The sequence below is a fragment of the Streptomyces sp. T39 genome (assembly GCF_008042045.1).
Lineage (GTDB): Bacteria > Actinomycetota > Actinomycetes > Streptomycetales > Streptomycetaceae > Streptomyces.
Genome location: NZ_RDBP01000012.1, coordinates 1247362 through 1261741 on the forward strand (window position 1 = coordinate 1247362; position 14380 = coordinate 1261741).

At 71.7% G+C, this 14380-nt stretch carries 14 protein-coding genes and 3 tRNA genes; 10 read left to right on the top strand and 7 right to left on the bottom strand.

Annotated features, from left to right (window positions below):
- Positions 1 to 6 precede the first annotated feature (6 nt).
- Complete coding sequence (gene purF, locus EAO77_RS06550; RefSeq protein ID WP_147987124.1) at positions 7 to 1533, bottom strand: amidophosphoribosyltransferase; 1527 nt, start codon at positions 1531 to 1533, stop codon at positions 7 to 9.
- Between the two features lie 227 nt (positions 1534 to 1760).
- Here purF and EAO77_RS41255 point away from each other — a divergent pair, with 227 nt between their 5' ends.
- Positions 1761 to 1856: a putative leader peptide gene (locus tag EAO77_RS41255; RefSeq protein ID WP_355649107.1), complete on the top strand. Its 96-nt coding sequence runs from the start codon at positions 1761 to 1763 to the stop codon at positions 1854 to 1856.
- 134 nt (positions 1857 to 1990) lie between these two features.
- Positions 1991 to 3406: a sulfatase-like hydrolase/transferase gene (locus EAO77_RS06555; protein WP_147987125.1), complete on the top strand. Its 1416-nt coding sequence runs from the start codon at positions 1991 to 1993 to the stop codon at positions 3404 to 3406.
- 52 nt (positions 3407 to 3458) lie between these two features.
- Here the strand turns inward: EAO77_RS06555 and EAO77_RS06560 are convergent, their stop codons facing one another.
- The 5 genes from EAO77_RS06560 to purS all read right to left on the bottom strand — a co-directional run bounded on the left by EAO77_RS06560 (position 3459) and on the right by purS (position 8487).
- Positions 3459 to 4265, bottom strand: coding sequence for an META domain-containing protein (locus EAO77_RS06560; RefSeq protein WP_147987126.1), 807 nt, complete (start codon positions 4263 to 4265; stop codon positions 3459 to 3461).
- Positions 4266 to 4313: 48 nt separating this feature from the next.
- On the bottom strand, positions 4314 to 5105 hold the full coding sequence (locus tag EAO77_RS06565; protein ID WP_147987127.1) for a maleylpyruvate isomerase family mycothiol-dependent enzyme: 792 nt from the start codon (positions 5103 to 5105) through the stop codon (positions 4314 to 4316).
- A 189-nt stretch (positions 5106 to 5294) separates the two neighbouring features.
- The gene (gene purL / locus EAO77_RS06570; RefSeq protein WP_147987128.1) at positions 5295 to 7568 is read right to left on the bottom strand and encodes a phosphoribosylformylglycinamidine synthase subunit PurL; all 2274 of its coding nucleotides are present in this window, start codon (positions 7566 to 7568) and stop codon (positions 5295 to 5297) included.
- Complete coding sequence (gene purQ, locus EAO77_RS06575) at positions 7565 to 8245, bottom strand: phosphoribosylformylglycinamidine synthase subunit PurQ (protein ID WP_147987129.1); 681 nt, start codon at positions 8243 to 8245, stop codon at positions 7565 to 7567. The genes purL and purQ overlap by 4 nt, the downstream gene beginning before the upstream one ends.
- Positions 8242 to 8487 carry a phosphoribosylformylglycinamidine synthase subunit PurS gene (gene purS / locus EAO77_RS06580; protein ID WP_147987130.1) on the bottom strand — a complete coding sequence of 82 codons (246 nt, stop codon included), beginning with the start codon at positions 8485 to 8487 and terminating at the stop codon, positions 8242 to 8244. The genes purQ and purS overlap by 4 nt, the downstream gene beginning before the upstream one ends.
- Positions 8488 to 8766: 279 nt before the next feature.
- On the opposite strand from purS, the gene EAO77_RS06585 reads away from it, so the two are divergent.
- The 8 genes from EAO77_RS06585 (at position 8767) to EAO77_RS06620 (ending at position 13337) form a co-directional block, all read left to right on the top strand.
- Positions 8767 to 9102: a histone-like nucleoid-structuring protein Lsr2 gene (locus EAO77_RS06585; RefSeq protein ID WP_261993820.1), complete on the top strand. Its 336-nt coding sequence runs from the start codon at positions 8767 to 8769 to the stop codon at positions 9100 to 9102.
- 120 nt (positions 9103 to 9222) lie between these two features.
- Positions 9223 to 9294, top strand: a tRNA-Gly gene (locus EAO77_RS06590).
- Positions 9295 to 9373: 79 nt separating this feature from the next.
- A tRNA-Gly gene (locus EAO77_RS06595) sits at positions 9374 to 9446 on the top strand.
- 148 nt (positions 9447 to 9594) lie between these two features.
- Positions 9595 to 10533, top strand: a complete 939-nt coding sequence (locus EAO77_RS06600) for an ABC transporter ATP-binding protein (protein WP_147987131.1) — start codon at positions 9595 to 9597, stop codon at positions 10531 to 10533.
- Positions 10530 to 11303, top strand: a complete 774-nt coding sequence (locus EAO77_RS06605) for an ABC transporter permease (protein ID WP_147987132.1) — start codon at positions 10530 to 10532, stop codon at positions 11301 to 11303. Before EAO77_RS06600 ends, EAO77_RS06605 begins: the two co-directional genes overlap by 4 nt.
- An 83-nt stretch (positions 11304 to 11386) precedes the next feature.
- Positions 11387 to 12637, top strand: a complete 1251-nt coding sequence (locus EAO77_RS06610; RefSeq protein WP_147987133.1) for a sensor histidine kinase — start codon at positions 11387 to 11389, stop codon at positions 12635 to 12637.
- On the top strand, positions 12634 to 13242 hold the full coding sequence (locus tag EAO77_RS06615; RefSeq protein WP_147987134.1) for a DNA-binding response regulator: 609 nt from the start codon (positions 12634 to 12636) through the stop codon (positions 13240 to 13242). The genes EAO77_RS06610 and EAO77_RS06615 overlap by 4 nt, the downstream gene beginning before the upstream one ends.
- Before the next feature lie 22 nt (positions 13243 to 13264).
- A tRNA-Gly gene (locus EAO77_RS06620) sits at positions 13265 to 13337 on the top strand.
- A 107-nt stretch (positions 13338 to 13444) separates the two neighbouring features.
- On the opposite strand, the gene EAO77_RS06625 is transcribed toward EAO77_RS06620, so the two are convergent.
- Positions 13445 to 14350 (bottom strand): phosphoribosylaminoimidazolesuccinocarboxamide synthase, encoded by a 906-nt coding sequence (locus tag EAO77_RS06625; RefSeq protein ID WP_147987135.1) that lies wholly within the window; start codon positions 14348 to 14350, stop codon positions 13445 to 13447.
- Between the last annotated feature and the right edge of the window lie 30 nt (positions 14351 to 14380).

The window sequence follows — 14380 nt, forward strand, 5'->3', positions numbered from 1 at the left end:
GCGGTCTTACGGACGACGGAGGGCGTCGGCGGCCGCGGTCGCGGCGGGGCCGGCGGCCAGCTCGGTCTCCAGCAGCTGCTTGCCGAGCAGCTCGGGATCGGGGAGCTCCATCGGGTACTCGCCGTCGAAGCATGCGCGGCACAGGTTCGGCTTGGCGATGGTGGTCGCCTCGATCATGCCGTCGATGGAGATGTACGCCAGCGAGTCGGCGCCGAGCGAGGTGCCGATCTCGTCGATCGTCATGCCGTTGGCGATGAGCTCGGCGCGGGTGGCGAAGTCGATGCCGAAGAAGCAGGGCCACTTCACCGGCGGGGAGGAGATCCGGATGTGGACCTCGGCGGCACCCGCCTCGCGGAGCATCTTGACCAGCGCGCGCTGGGTGTTCCCGCGGACGATCGAGTCGTCGACGACGACGAGCCGCTTGCCCCGGATGACTTCCTTCAGCGGGTTGAGCTTCAGGCGGATGCCCAGCTGGCGGATGGTCTGCGAGGGCTGGATGAAGGTGCGGCCCACGTAGGCGTTCTTCACCAGGCCGGAGCCGTACGGGATGCCGCTCGCCTCGGCGTAGCCGATGGCGGCGGGCGTGCCGGACTCCGGCGTCGCTATGACCAGATCCGCCTCGACGGGCGCTTCCTTGGCCAGTTTCCGGCCCATTTCGACACGCGAGAGGTACACGTTCCGACCGGCGATGTCCGTGTCCGGACGGGCCAGGTAGACGTACTCGAAGACACAGCCCTTCGGCTTCGCTTCTGCGAATCGAGAGGTGCGGATGCCGTTCTCGTCGATGGCGATCATCTCGCCCGCCTCGACCTCGCGCACGAAGCTCGCGCCGCAGATGTCGAGGGCGGCGGACTCGGAGGCGACGACCCAGCCACGCTCCAGGCGGCCGAGGACCAGCGGGCGGATGCCCTGCGGGTCGCGGGCCGCGTAGAGGGTCCCCTCGTCCATGAAGACGAGCGAGAAGGCTCCCCGGACCTCGGGGAGGATCTTGGCGGCGGCCTCCTCGACGGTCAGCGGCTTGCCGTCGTCGTCGACCTGTCCGGCCAGCAGGGCGGTGACCAGGTCGGTGTCGTTGGTCGCCGCGACCTGGGTGGCCCGGCCGTTCTCCTTGGGGAGCTCGGCGACCATCTCGGCCAGCTGGGCCGTGTTCACCAGGTTCCCGTTGTGGCCGAGCGCGATCGACCCGTGGGCCGTGGCCCGGAAGGTCGGCTGCGCGTTCTCCCACACGGAGGCGCCGGTGGTCGAGTAGCGGGCGTGTCCGACCGCGATATGACCGCTCAGGGAGCCGAGGGAGGTCTCGTCGAAGACCTGGGACACCAGCCCCATGTCCTTGAAGACGAGGATCTGCGAGCCGTTGCTGACCGCGATACCCGCGGATTCCTGGCCTCGATGTTGGAGGGCGTAGAGCCCGAAGTAAGTGAGCTTCGCGACCTCTTCACCCGGAGCCCAGACACCGAAGACGCCGCAAGCGTCCTGGGGGCCCTTCTCACCGGGGAGCAGGTCGTGGTTGAGTCGTCCGTCACCACGTGGCACGGCACCGAGTGTAGGCGAGATCGACCACTGGTCCGAATTGGGGATGCCCGCGGACCCCTCTCCGGGACCTCCACACGCCCTCGCGAGCTCCTCCGGAACCACGTGTTCCGACGCTCCTCCGGGCCTTCCGGCGGGACCCCCGAAGATCATCGAGGTGTCCATTTCCGCGTCCACATGCCGGGACGATCGTTGACACACCTGGTCGGGCTCGGCCAGGCTCCCGGGTCATGCAGCTTCCCGGTGACCGGACGGTCACACTCGTGGAGCGCCGCCACGTCGACCTGGTCCGTGTCGCGAGCGCCATCTGTCGCTGCGTGCGCTAGTTCACACTCCGCCCCGCCGCCGACGCGGGTCGTTCCTCGCATGTCCGGGCCCCGCCCGGTCTCCTCCCCGCCCTCCCGCGCGCCCCCGTGTGCCCCTTCCGGGAGGGTCTGCACCCCTGTGTCTGGAGACACCTGTGAACGCGTACGAGCCCTCCCTGTCCCGGCGTGCCTTCGCCGGAGCCACCGTCGCCGGCGCCGCCGCGGCGGCCGTCGGACTCCCCGCGTCGGAAGCCGCCGCGACCCCGGGACCGGCGGAGCGCCCCTTCCGTGCCTCACGTTCCCTCGGCCGGCACTCCCGGCGGCCCAACATCCTGTTCATCCTCGGCGACGACCTCGGCTGGGCCGACCTGTCCTCGTACGGCTCGACCCACATACGCACCCCGCACCTGGACCGCCTCGCCCGGCAGGGCGTGCGGTTCACCGACGCCTACTCGGGGTCCGCGACCTGCTCCCCCACCCGCTTCAGCCTCTACACCGGCCGCTTCCCGGGCCGGACGAAGGGCGGCCTCGCCGAACCGATCGCGGACCGCTCGGTGGGCCTGGAGCCCACCCACCCCACGCTCGCCTCGCTGCTGCGCGACGCCGGCTACGCCACCGCGCTGATCGGCAAGTGGCACTGCGGCTATCTGCCGGACCACAGCCCCACCCGGTCCGGCTGGGACGAGTTCTTCGGCAACTTCGGCGGCGCCCTCGAGTACTACTCCAAGCTGGGGCTGGGCGGCGAGTACGACCTCTACGAGGGCGACGCCGAGTACCAGGACCTGCGCTACTACACCCGCATCCTGACCGAGCGGGCGAGCGAGTACGTCGGGCGCGACCACGACAGGCCGTGGCTGCTCAACCTCAACTTCACCACCCCGCACTGGCCCTGGATCGCCGACGGCGACACCGAGGAGAGCGCCGCGGTCACCGCGCGGATCAAGGCGGGGGACGGGCGGGCGCTCTTCCACAACGACGGCGGCTCGCTCGACAAGTACCGGGAGATGGTCGAGGACCTCGACCGCTCCGTCGGCAAGGTGCTGGACGCCCTCAGGCGGTCCGGGCAGGAGAAGGACACCCTCGTCGTCTTCGCCAGCGACAACGGCGGCGAGCGCTTCTCCTACAACTGGCCGCTGTCGGGCAACAAGTCCTCGCTCCAGGAGGGCGGCATCCGCGTCCCGACGATCCTGCGCTGGCCGGCCCGGATCGAAGGGCAGCAGGTCAGCGACCTTCCGGTGTACACGCCGGACTGGACGGCGACCCTGCTGGAGATCGGCGGCGCACGCCCCCACCCGGCGTACCCGCTGGACGGCACCTCGCTCGCGGGCCATCTGCTGCGCGGCTCCGACGTGCCCGGGCGGGATCTGTTCTGGCGGGTGCGGGGCGAGCGCGCGCTGCGGCGCGGCGACTGGAAGTACTACCGCGGCAGGACCGGCCGCGACCAGCTCTTCCGGCTCTCCGAGGACGTCCGCGAGCAGGCCGACCGGGCCGCGGCGGAGCCGGCCCGGCTGGCGGAGCTGCGGACCGCCTGGGAGGCCGTGGACGGCACGCTGCTGCCCTACCCGTCCTGACCGGGCCGCCTGCCGTCCGTGCCCCCGCGGGGGTACGGACGGCGGATCCGGGTCAGCGGGCGGCGGCGACCGCGCCGACGCCCTCGCCGTCCGGCGCGGTGAGGGTCAGGGCGCGGTGCCTCACCTCGTAGGCGAGCGTCCCCTTCGCCAGGAGCGCGGTGAGCTTGCGCTCCAGCTCCATCTCGGGGCCCGGGCACAGCTTGCGGGTGGCGGAGACGGCGCCGAAGGTGATCGTGTCGTCCGCGATCCTCGCCGTGGCGGAGAAGCGGTTGCAGCCGAGGCTGCCGCCCACCTTCCCGTCCTCGGTGAACTTCCATTCGGCCTTCTCCTCGGTCCCCGCGGGCAGCGAGGCGGCGGTCTCCCCCGTGACCAGGGAGTCCACCGTCCAGGTGGTGCCCACCAGCGGGGCGGGCTTCTCGGCGCTCAGGGCGACGGTGTCGCCGTCGGCGGTGGTGAGGGTGAGCCGTCCGTCGGACAGCCCCGCCTTCAGCTTGCCGGTGAGTGCGGCCCGCAGGGCGTCCTCGAAGCCCTGGATCCGCTGTTCGCAGCCCATCTCGGTCATCTCGCCGGGACCGACGGTGACGGTGTCGCCCTCGACGCGCACATCGGCGCCGAAGCGGTTGCAGCCGTAGTTGCCCTCGGCCCGGCCCTTCTCGGTGATCTCGACGTACGCGCCGTCCGGGGCGGCGGTCCGCCGGCCGTCGACGGTGACGCTGTCGACGGACCAGCGCGTGCCCGTCAGCGGCACCTCGGGCGCCACGGACGCTCCGCCGTCGGAGGAGGACCCCGTCTGAGTGCCGCACGCGGCAAGGGCGAACAGGGCCATCGCGGTGACAGGAATGCTCAGCTGGTAGCGCATGTCCCTGGGACGGGACGGCACGCGTCCCGGTTCCACCGCGGCGCCGGATCAGCCGAGGATCGGCAGCAGCGGACCCAGGTCGGCCCGCTCCCCGCCGGCCCGTACCGTCGCCTCCGCCAGCTCGTCCGCCCAGGTCGTCCGCCCGGTGGCGAGCCTGATCCAGGTCAGCGGGTCGGTCTCGACGACGTTGGGCGGCGTCCCCCTGGTGTGCCGGGGCCCCTCGACGCACTGCACCACGGCGTACGGCGGGATCCGCACCTCCGTGGAGGCCCCGGGCGCCTTCACCGCGAGCGCGTCCGCCAGCAGCCGGGTGCAGGCGGCGAGCGCCTGCCGGTCGTACGGGATGTCCAGGCCGGTCGCGTCGGCGAGGTCGTCGGTGTGGACGACCATCTCGACCGTGCGGGTGACGAGGAAGTCGCCGAGCCGCATGCCCCCGAAGCGCATCGGCACGATCCGGGTCGGCGGGACGCCCGGCAGCACGGCGTCCAGGTCTCGCCCGGTCCGCGCGAAGAGTTCCGTGATCTCCGCGCCGGCGGCGAACGCGCGGGTGTCCTCGTCGACCTTCGCCTGCGCCGTCACCGTCGCGAACGGCCAGTCCAGCAGGGCGAGATCCACCGCCGCGGGCTCGGGGCGCTCCAGGTACCCGACGACCAGCGAGGCGACCATGGCGATGTGCGCGGACAGCTCGCGCACCGTCCAGTCGCCGAGCCGGGTGGGCCGGTCGAACTGATCGGGTGTCAGCGTGTCCACCACCGCGTGCACATGCCCGAACTGGGCCCGTACGGCGGCCACGACCTTGTCGTGGTCGTAGCTGCGCAGTCGCTTCCTGGCCGGTGGCATGGGTAGACCTTACGGCGCGGACGGACGGCCCCGCACCGGTTCGGGCACGCGGACGCCCCCGCCGTTCCGCCGGCACCGGTGAGCGCACGGGAGCCGTGCCGCCGTCCGGGGGCGGGCGGGCCGGCACGACGTGCCGGTGGAACGGCGGAGCCCCCGCCCGGGACGGACGGGGGCTCCGTGAACCGCGGATCAGACGAGCAGACCGGGAATGGTCTCCTCGTGCGCCGTGCGCAGCTCGCTCAGCGGAATGGCGAACTGCCCCTGCACCTCGACCGTGTCGCCCTCGACGACACCGATCCGGGTGGCGGGAAGCCCGCGCGCGCCGCACATGTCGGTGAAGCGCAGTTCCTCGCTGCGCGGCACCGCCACGACCGCACGGCCGGCCGACTCGCTGAGCAGGAAGGTGAACGCGTCACCGGTCGCCGAACCGCCGTCGGACAGACCCTCCGGCACGACCAGCCGGGCACCCTTGCCGCCCCGCAGGCAGGACTCGGTGACCGCCTGGATCAGACCGCCGTCGGACAGGTCGTGCGCCGCGTCGATCATGCCGTCGCGGGAGGCCGCGATCAGGATCTCCGCCAGCAGCTTCTCCCGGTCGAGGTCGACCTTCGGCGGCAGGCCGCCGAGGTGGTCGTGGACGACCTGGGACCACGCCGAGCCGCCGAACTCCTCGCGGGTGTCGCCGAGCAGGTAGAGCAGCTGCCCCTCCTCGGCGAACGCGATCGGGGTGCGGCGCGTGACGTCGTCGATCACACCGAGCACGGCCACGACCGGCGTCGGATGGATCGCCACGTCACCGGTCTGGTTGTAGAGCGAGACGTTGCCGCCGGTGACCGGGGTGCCCAGCTGCAGACAGCCGTCCGCGAGACCACGGGTGGCCTCGGCGAACTGCCACATCACGTCCGGGTCCTCGGGCGAACCGAAGTTCAGGCAGTCCGAGATCGCCAGCGGCTTCGCGCCGGAGGCGGCCACGTTGCGGTACGCCTCGGCCAGCGCCAGCTGCGCCCCGGTGTACGGGTCGAGCTTGGCGTAGCGGCCGTTCCCGTCCGTCGCCATGGCGACACCGAGATTGGTCTCCTCGTCGATCCGGACCATGCCCGCGTCCTCGGGCTGGGCGAGCACGGTGTTGCCCTGCACGAAGCGGTCGTACTGGTCGGTGATCCACGCCTTGGAGGCCTGGTTCGGGGAGGCGACCAGCCGCAGGACCTGCGCGCGCAGCTCGTCCGCGGTCGCCGGGCGCGGCAGCCGGCCCGCGTCGTCGGCCTGGAGGGCGTCCTGCCAGGACGGCCGGGCGAAGGGACGGTGGTACGTCGGCCCCTCGTGGGCGACGGTGCCGGGCGGCACGTCCACGATCAGCTCGCCGTGCCAGAAGATCTCCAGCCGCTCGCCCTCGGTCACCTCACCGATCACGGTGGCGGTGACGTCCCACTTCTCGCAGATCTCCATGAAGCGGTCGACGTGCTGCGGCTCGACGATCGCGCACATGCGCTCCTGCGACTCGCTCATGAGGATCTCCTCCGGCGAGAGCGTCGCGTCGCGCAGCGGCACGGTGTCCAGCTCGACCCGCATACCGCCCGAACCGGCGCTCGCCAGCTCGGAGGTGGCGCAGGACAGACCGGCGCCGCCGAGGTCCTGGATGCCCGCGACGAGCTTCTCCTTGAAGATCTCGAGCGTGCACTCGATGAGGAGCTTCTCCTGGAACGGGTCGCCGACCTGCACCGCGGGGCGCTTGGTGGGCTTGGTGTCGTCGAAGGTCTCGGACGCGAGGACCGAGACGCCGCCGATGCCGTCGCCGCCGGTGCGGGCGCCGTAGAGGATGACCTTGTTGCCCGGGCCGGAGGCCTGGGCCAGGTGGATGTCCTCGTGCTTCATCACGCCGATGCAGCCGGCGTTGACCAGCGGGTTGCCCTGGTAGCAGGAGTCGAAGACGACCTCGCCGCCGATGTTCGGCAGGCCCAGGCAGTTGCCGTAGCCGCCGATGCCCGCGACGACGCCCGGCAGGACGCGCTTGGTGTCGGGGTGGTCGGCCGCGCCGAAGCGCAGCGGGTCCACCACGGCGACCGGACGGGCGCCCATCGCCAGGATGTCGCGGACGATGCCGCCGACACCCGTGGCCGCGCCCTGGTAGGGCTCGATGTACGAGGGGTGGTTGTGCGACTCGACCTTGAAGGTCACCGCGTAGCCCTGGCCGACGTCGACGACGCCGGCGTTCTCGCCGATGCCGACGAGCAGGGCGTCGTTCTCGGGGGCCTTCTCGCCGAACTGCTTCAGGTGCACCTTGCTGCTCTTGTACGAGCAGTGCTCGGACCACATGACGCTGTACATCGCGAGCTCGGCGCCGGTCGGACGGCGGCCCAGGATCTCGCGGATGCGCGCGTACTCGTCCTCCTTGAGCCCGAGCTCCTTCCAGGGCTGCTCGGAGTCCGGGGTCTCGCCCGCGTGCTTGACGGTGTCCAGGGTCATGCTGCAACCAACTTCTTCAGGATCGAAGTGAAGAATCCCAGCCCGTCGGTGCCCCCGGTACCGATCAGCGGCTCCACCGCGTGCTCGGGGTGCGGCATCAGGCCGACCACGTTGCCCGCGGCGTTGGTGATGCCGGCGATGTCGCGCAGCGAGCCGTTGGGGTTGACGTCCAAGTAGCGGAAGGCGACCCGGCCCTCGGCCTCCAGCTCGTCGAGCGTGCGCTCGTCGGCGACGTAGCGGCCGTCCATGTTCTTGAGCGGGACGGAGATCTCCTGGCCCCGCTCGTAGTCGGCCGTCCAGGCGGTGTCCGCGTTCTCGACGCGCAGCCGCTGCTCGCGGCAGATGAAGTGCAGATGGTTGTTCCGCAGCATCGCGCCCGGCAGCAGGTGCGCCTCGGTGAGGATCTGGAAGCCGTTGCAGATGCCGAGGACCGGCATACCGGCCTTCGCCTGCTCGATGATCGGCTCCGTCACCGGCGAGAAGCGGGAGATGGCCCCGGCACGCAGGTAGTCGCCGTAGCTGAAGCCGCCGGCGAGGACGACCGCGTCGACCTGCTTCAGGTCCTTGTCGCGGTGCCAGAGCGGAACCGGCTCGGCACCCGCGAGGCGGACGGCGCGCAGGGCGTCCCGGTCGTCGAGCGTCCCGGGGAAGGTGACGACTCCGATACGAGTGGTCACGACTCCACCTTTACGACGAAGTCCTCGATGACGGTGTTGGCGAGGAACGTTTCGGCCATCTCGTGGATGCGGGCGAGGGCGGCGTCGTCGACCGGCCCGTCCACTTCCAGCTCGAAACGCTTTCCCTGACGTACGTCCGCGATGCCGTCGAATCCCAGACGGGGCAGTGCACGCTGCACCGCCTGTCCCTGGGGGTCGAGGATCTCGGGCTTGAGCATGACGTCGACTACGACGCGAGCCACGGGCACTCCCGGTGGTGTGTTGCGAGGGCGGTTCCCTCAGCGTACCCGCCCGGAGAATCTACGCGGGTAGATATCCGGGCGGACCACCGGGAAATCACCGATAAGAATCCCCTGCCGCTTTGTGCGGGACACGCGCAGACAATTGGCGGGGCTTCACAATGCACCGCCCACCGCTGTACAAAGGAATGCAGAGGAAAGCAGCATTGCCCCTCGACAGCCGTTAAGCCGGTATCCCCGCACGTCAGAAGCGGTGATACCGCAGGGAAAGGACCGATATCCGTGGCTCAGCGAGTGGTGGTCACGCTCTCCGACGACATCGACGGTGGAGAAGCGGCGGAAACGGTCATGTTCGGCCTCGACGGGAAGTCGTACGAGATCGACCTCAATACGTCCAATGCAAAGAAACTGCGCAAGGCCCTGGCCCCGTACCTGGCGGCCGGACGAAAGCAGGCCAATACGCCGAAGCGGGACAAGTCGCCCGTCGCGTACCGGCACACCTCGCTCGAGCCGGCGCCGGCGGCCGTCCGCGCCTGGGCCCAGTCCCGGAAGATGGACGTGCCCGCGCGCGGCCGCATCCCCAAGCACGTGTACGAGGCGTTCCGCGAAGCCAGTTGAGCCGCCGCGCCGGCCCCGGGGGCGCGGCGCGGCGAACCGAGTTGCACTGCACCCCCATTGATCGGCTAGAGTCTGGAGCACGCCGAGGGGCAAGGCCGAAAGGCCCGAACCGAGGATCGTGCGGGTGTAGTTCAGTAGTAGAACATCCCCCTTCCAGGGGGAAGGCGCAGTGTGCAATTCCTGTCACCCGCTCTCGCCGCTTCACCGACCACCGATGTGGATCAGGTAGAGTGGTGGACGCACCGCCCGGTGAAAGCCGAGCGGGGGCAATGCGGACGTGGCTCAGTTGGTAGAGCATCACCTTGCCAAGGTGAGGGTCGCGAGTTCGAATCTCGTCGTCCGCTCAGGAAGCGAAGGTCCCGGTCATTCGACCGGGACCTTCGTCGTTTCCCGTCCGCCCCCGGGCGCCGTGCGGCCGTCCATGACGTTTGTCATGAACGGTGATGACAGCGCGCACTGCCCGCGGCCACCGCCCGCCGCGAGGCTGGGGTCATGACCGACGACGAGTACGTGATCAGGGCCGACGGCCTGAGGCGGACCTACAGCGGTGGCTACGAAGCCGTCCGCGGGATCCGTCTCGGCGTCACCCGTGGCGAGATCTTCGCCCTGCTCGGGACCAACGGAGCGGGCAAGACCTCCACCGTGGAGATGCTGGAGGGCCTCGCTCCGGCCGACGCCGGCACCGTGCGGGTGCTCGGCCGGGACCCCTACCGCGAGCGGGCCGCCGTGCGCCCCCGTATCGGCATGATGCTCCAGGAGGGCGGCTTCCCCTCCGACCTCACCGCAGCGGAGACCGCCACCCTGTGGGCGGGCTGCACCACCGGGGCCCGCCCCGTGGACGAGGCGCTGGCACTGGTCGGACTGGAACACCGGGCCGGGGTCCGGGTCAAGCAGCTCTCCGGCGGCGAGCGCCGCCGGCTCGACCTGGCACTCGCCCTCATGGGCAGCCCCGAAGTCCTCTTCCTCGACGAACCGACCACCGGCCTCGACGCGGCGAGCCGCCGCGGCACCTGGGACCTGGTCCGCACGCTGCGCGACGGCGGCACCACCGTGCTGCTCACCACCCACTACCTGGAGGAGGCGGAGGCCCTCGCCGACCGCCTCGCCATCATGGACCGCGGCCGGATCGTCAGCGAGGGAACGCCCGCGCAGGTGACCGCGGCCCGCCCGGCACGCATCCGCTTCACCCTGCCCGCCACCGTCCCCGCGGGCCGCCTGCCGCTGTCGCTGAAGGCCGCGTCCGACGGCCGGCGCATCGACATCCGCACCCGCGACCTCCAGCGCGACCTCGCCGAACTCCTGCGCTGGGCCGAGGCGTCGGACGTGACGCTCGAAGGGCTCGACGCCCGCTCCGCCTCCCTGGAGGAGGCGTTCCTCGACATCGCTCAGCAGGACCGGACCGACGACGACAGGGTGGTGGACGTCCGATGACGACCCCGACGGCACGCGTGGGACGGCTCACGGCACTGGGACGGGCGGAGATCACCCTGCTCGTCCGCAACCGGACGGCCCTCTTCGTCGCCCTGCTCATGCCCGCGCTGATGCTCGGCGCGGTGAAGAGCTCGCTCGACCGGGTCGACCTCGACGGCACCGGCCTGAGCGTCGCCTCCACCGTGATCACCAGCGGCATCGGCATGGCGCTGCTGGTGGTCGTCCACATGAACCTGGTCGCCGCCTACGTCGCCCGCCGCGAGGATCTGGCGCTCAAGCGGCTGCGCACCGGCGAGGCGTCGGACCTGGAGATCCTGACGGGCACCGCGCTGCCCGCAACCGCCGTCGCACTCGTCCAGATCGCCGTGCTGGCCGTCGCCGGTGTCGCCTTCTTCGGACTCGGCGCCCCCGCCCGCCCCGACCTCGTGGTCGTCGGCGTCCTGATCGGGCTGGTGCAGATGACGGCGCTGGCCGCGGCCACGGCGGCGGTGACCCGCACCGTGGAGAGCGCTCAGATCACCACCCTGCCGTTCTTCCTGATCTCCTCCATGGGCTCCGGCCTGTTCGTGCCGCTGGAGGTCCTGCCCGACCGGCTGGCGGCCGTGTGCGAACGGCTGCCGCTGACCGGGGTGATGACCCTGGTGCGCTCCGGATGGCTCGGCGACGCCGCCACGGGCGAGATGGTGGGGGCCGCGGCCACCGCGCTGGCCTGGACCGTGCTGGCCGTGTTTGCTGTGCAGCGGTGGTTCCGCTGGGAGCCGCGCCGCTGACGGGGGGCGCGGGCGGTGGGACCACGGCGCAGCCGCGCAGGGGAGGAGACACGGTGACGGGCGGGAAGGGGAGGAGGACCCCGATGAAGCGGTGGACGGGCCGCAGCAGGCTCGGCAGGGTCGACCTCTACACACGCGGCACGGTCTACGCCATCCAGTGGGGCGCGGTCGGCATCGGAACACTGCTGCTCCTCACCCGGCCGGTCCGGCTCGACGCCCCGCCGGCGCTGATGGCCGCGGCCGTCCTCGCCGCCGTCGTCAACGGCGGGCTGTGCCACCGCTTCAGCGGCACCGCGATGACCGCCTACCTCACGGGGGACGACGTCCCGCTGCGCGCCGCGGCCTGGCCCGCGGCGGCGACCGGGGTGCTGATGGCGCTCCTCCTCGCGCTCGCCGCGGTCACCGACCTGACCGGACTGCTGCCCTCGATGCTGGGCTGCGCGCTGGTACCGGTGCTCAGCGGTCACAGCATTCTGGTCCGCCCCCGCGTGATCGCCCTCCACCAGTCGGTCCTGATCGCGGTGTTCGCGGCGGCGATGGCGGTCACCGGCCACGGCGGCGCGGCCACCCTCGTCACCACCGTCACCGTCGGCTTCATCACCGTGTGGCTCGCCGTCTCGGTCCGGGTGTCGATGTGGGTGCTGCGCGTGATGTGGGAGCTGGACGACGCGCGGGACGTGCAGGCCCGGCTCGCCGTCGCCGAGGAGAGGCTCCGCTTCGGACGCGATCTGCACGACGTGCTCGGCCGCAACCTCGCGGTGATCGCGCTCAAGGCCGAGCTGGCGGCCCAACTGGCCGGACGCGGGCGGCCCGAGGCCGCCGACCAGATGACCGAGGTCCAGCGGATCGCCCAGGAGTCGCAGCGCGAGGTGCGCGAGGTGGTGCGCGGCTACCGGGAGGCCGACCTGCGCGCGGAACTGGAGGGCGCCCGCGGCGTGCTCGCCGCCGCGGGCATCGGCTGCACCGTCGGCCGGCCGGCGGCGGACATCGCGGCGCTCCCGCCGCGCGTCCAGTCCGCCCTCGGCTGGGTGGTCCGCGAGGCCACCACCAACATCCTGCGCCACGGCGACGCCCGGCACTGTGCGATCACCGTGGACGCCACGGCGGAGTGGGTGCGGCTGACCGTCGAGAACGACGGCGCCGCCCCGGACCGCCCGCACCGCGGCACACCCGGCTCGGGGCTGGCCGGACTGCGCGAACGGCTCCAGGCGGTGGGCGGCACGCTGGAGGCGGGCCCGGCGCCCCAGGACCGCTTCCGGGTGACGGCCCGGGTGCCGCACGCCGGCGCCGGCTCCGGCATCACCACCGACGAGGACCTGAAGGAGTCCGCGTGACCGTACGCGTCCTGCTCGCCGACGACGAGCACCTGATCCGGGGCGCCCTCGCCGCGCTGCTCGCGCTCGAGGACGACCTGGTCGTCGTCGCCGAGGCGGCCGGGGGGCCGGAGGCCGTCGCCATGGCCCTCGCCCACCGGCCCGACGTCGCCGTGCTCGATCTCCAGATGCCGGGCGCCGACGGAGTGACGGTCGCCACACGCCTGCGGGACGAACTCCCCGGCTGCCGCACCATGATCGTGACCAGCCACGGACTCCCAGGACACCTGAAGCGAGCGCTCGCCGCGGGGGTGCGCGGCTTCGTCCCGAAGACCGTGAGCGCCCGCAGGCTCGCCGAGATCATCCGCACCGTGCACGAGGGAAACCGTTACGTGGACCCGGAGTTGGCCGCCGACGCGATCTCCGCCGGTGACTCCCCGCTGACGGCCCGCGAGGCCGAGGTGCTCTCCTTCGCGGCCGACGGCGCACCCGTGGCGGAGATCGCCGAGCGGGCTTCGCTGTCCCCGGGCACGGTGCGCAACTACCTGTCCTCCGCGGCGGCGAAGCTGGGCGCCGAGAACCGTCACACGGCGGTGCGGCTCGCCCGCCGGAAAGGTTGGGTATAGTGGTCTCCGCGCTACGGCGCATGCGGACGTGGCTCAGTTGGTAGAGCATCACCTTGCCAAGGTGAGGGTCGCGAGTTCGAATCTCGTCGTCCGCTCAGTGCAGGAAGCCCCCGGCGACATCGCCGGGGGCTTCTTCGTGTGCCCACTGCCCCGGCATCACGACCGGGTGCCGTCGACGGCACCCGGTCACGGGGCCGTGGGCCTAGCGCGCCGTCCAGGCGGTGCCGGTGAGCAGTTCGTACGCCTCGGTGTACTTCGCCCGGGTCGCGTCCACGACGTCCTGCGGGAGGGCGGGCGGCGGCTGCTCGCTCCCGCGGTCCCAGCCGGACGCGGGCGAGGTCAGCCAGTCGCGCACGTACTGCTTGTCGTACGACGGCTGGGCCCGGCCGGGCTCCCAGGTCGCGGCGGGCCAGAAGCGGGACGAGTCGGGGGTGAGCACCTCGTCGGCGATGACCAGGTCGTCCCCGTCGAAGCCGAACTCGAACTTGGTGTCGGCGAGGATGATGCCCCGCTCGCGGGCGATGTCACGGGCCCGGGCGTAGACGGCGAGCGTGGTGGTGCGCAGCGCCTCGGCGGTCTCGGCGCCGACCTGGCGGGCGACCTCCTCGTAGCTGACGTTCTCGTCGTGGTCGCCGACGGCCGCCTTGGTGGCCGGGGTGAAGATGGGGGCGGGCAGCTCGGAACCGTCGGACAGGCCCTCGGGCAGCTCGAGGCCGCACACCGTCCGGGACTCCCTGTACTCGACGAGCCCGGAGCCGGTCAGGTAACCGCGGGCCACGCACTCGACGGGCACCATCCGCAGGGACCTGCAGACCAGCGTCCGGCCCTCCCAGTCGGCGGGGGCGCCGGCGGGGAGCTCGGTGGAGATCACATGGTTGGGGACGAGGTCCCGCAGCCGGTCGAACCACCACAGGGACAGCTGCGTGAGCACCCGGCCCTTGTCGGGGATCTCGGTGGGCAGCACCCAGTCGTACGCGGAGATCCGGTCGCTGGCGACCATCACGAGGTCGCCCGCCTCGTTCCGGTAGAGGTCGCGCACCTTGCCGGTGTGCAGATGCACCAGGCCCGACACCTGGAGCGGCTCGGGCTTTTCTACGAATCCGGACACGGTTCCTCCGCGTGGTGATGTACGAGGCTC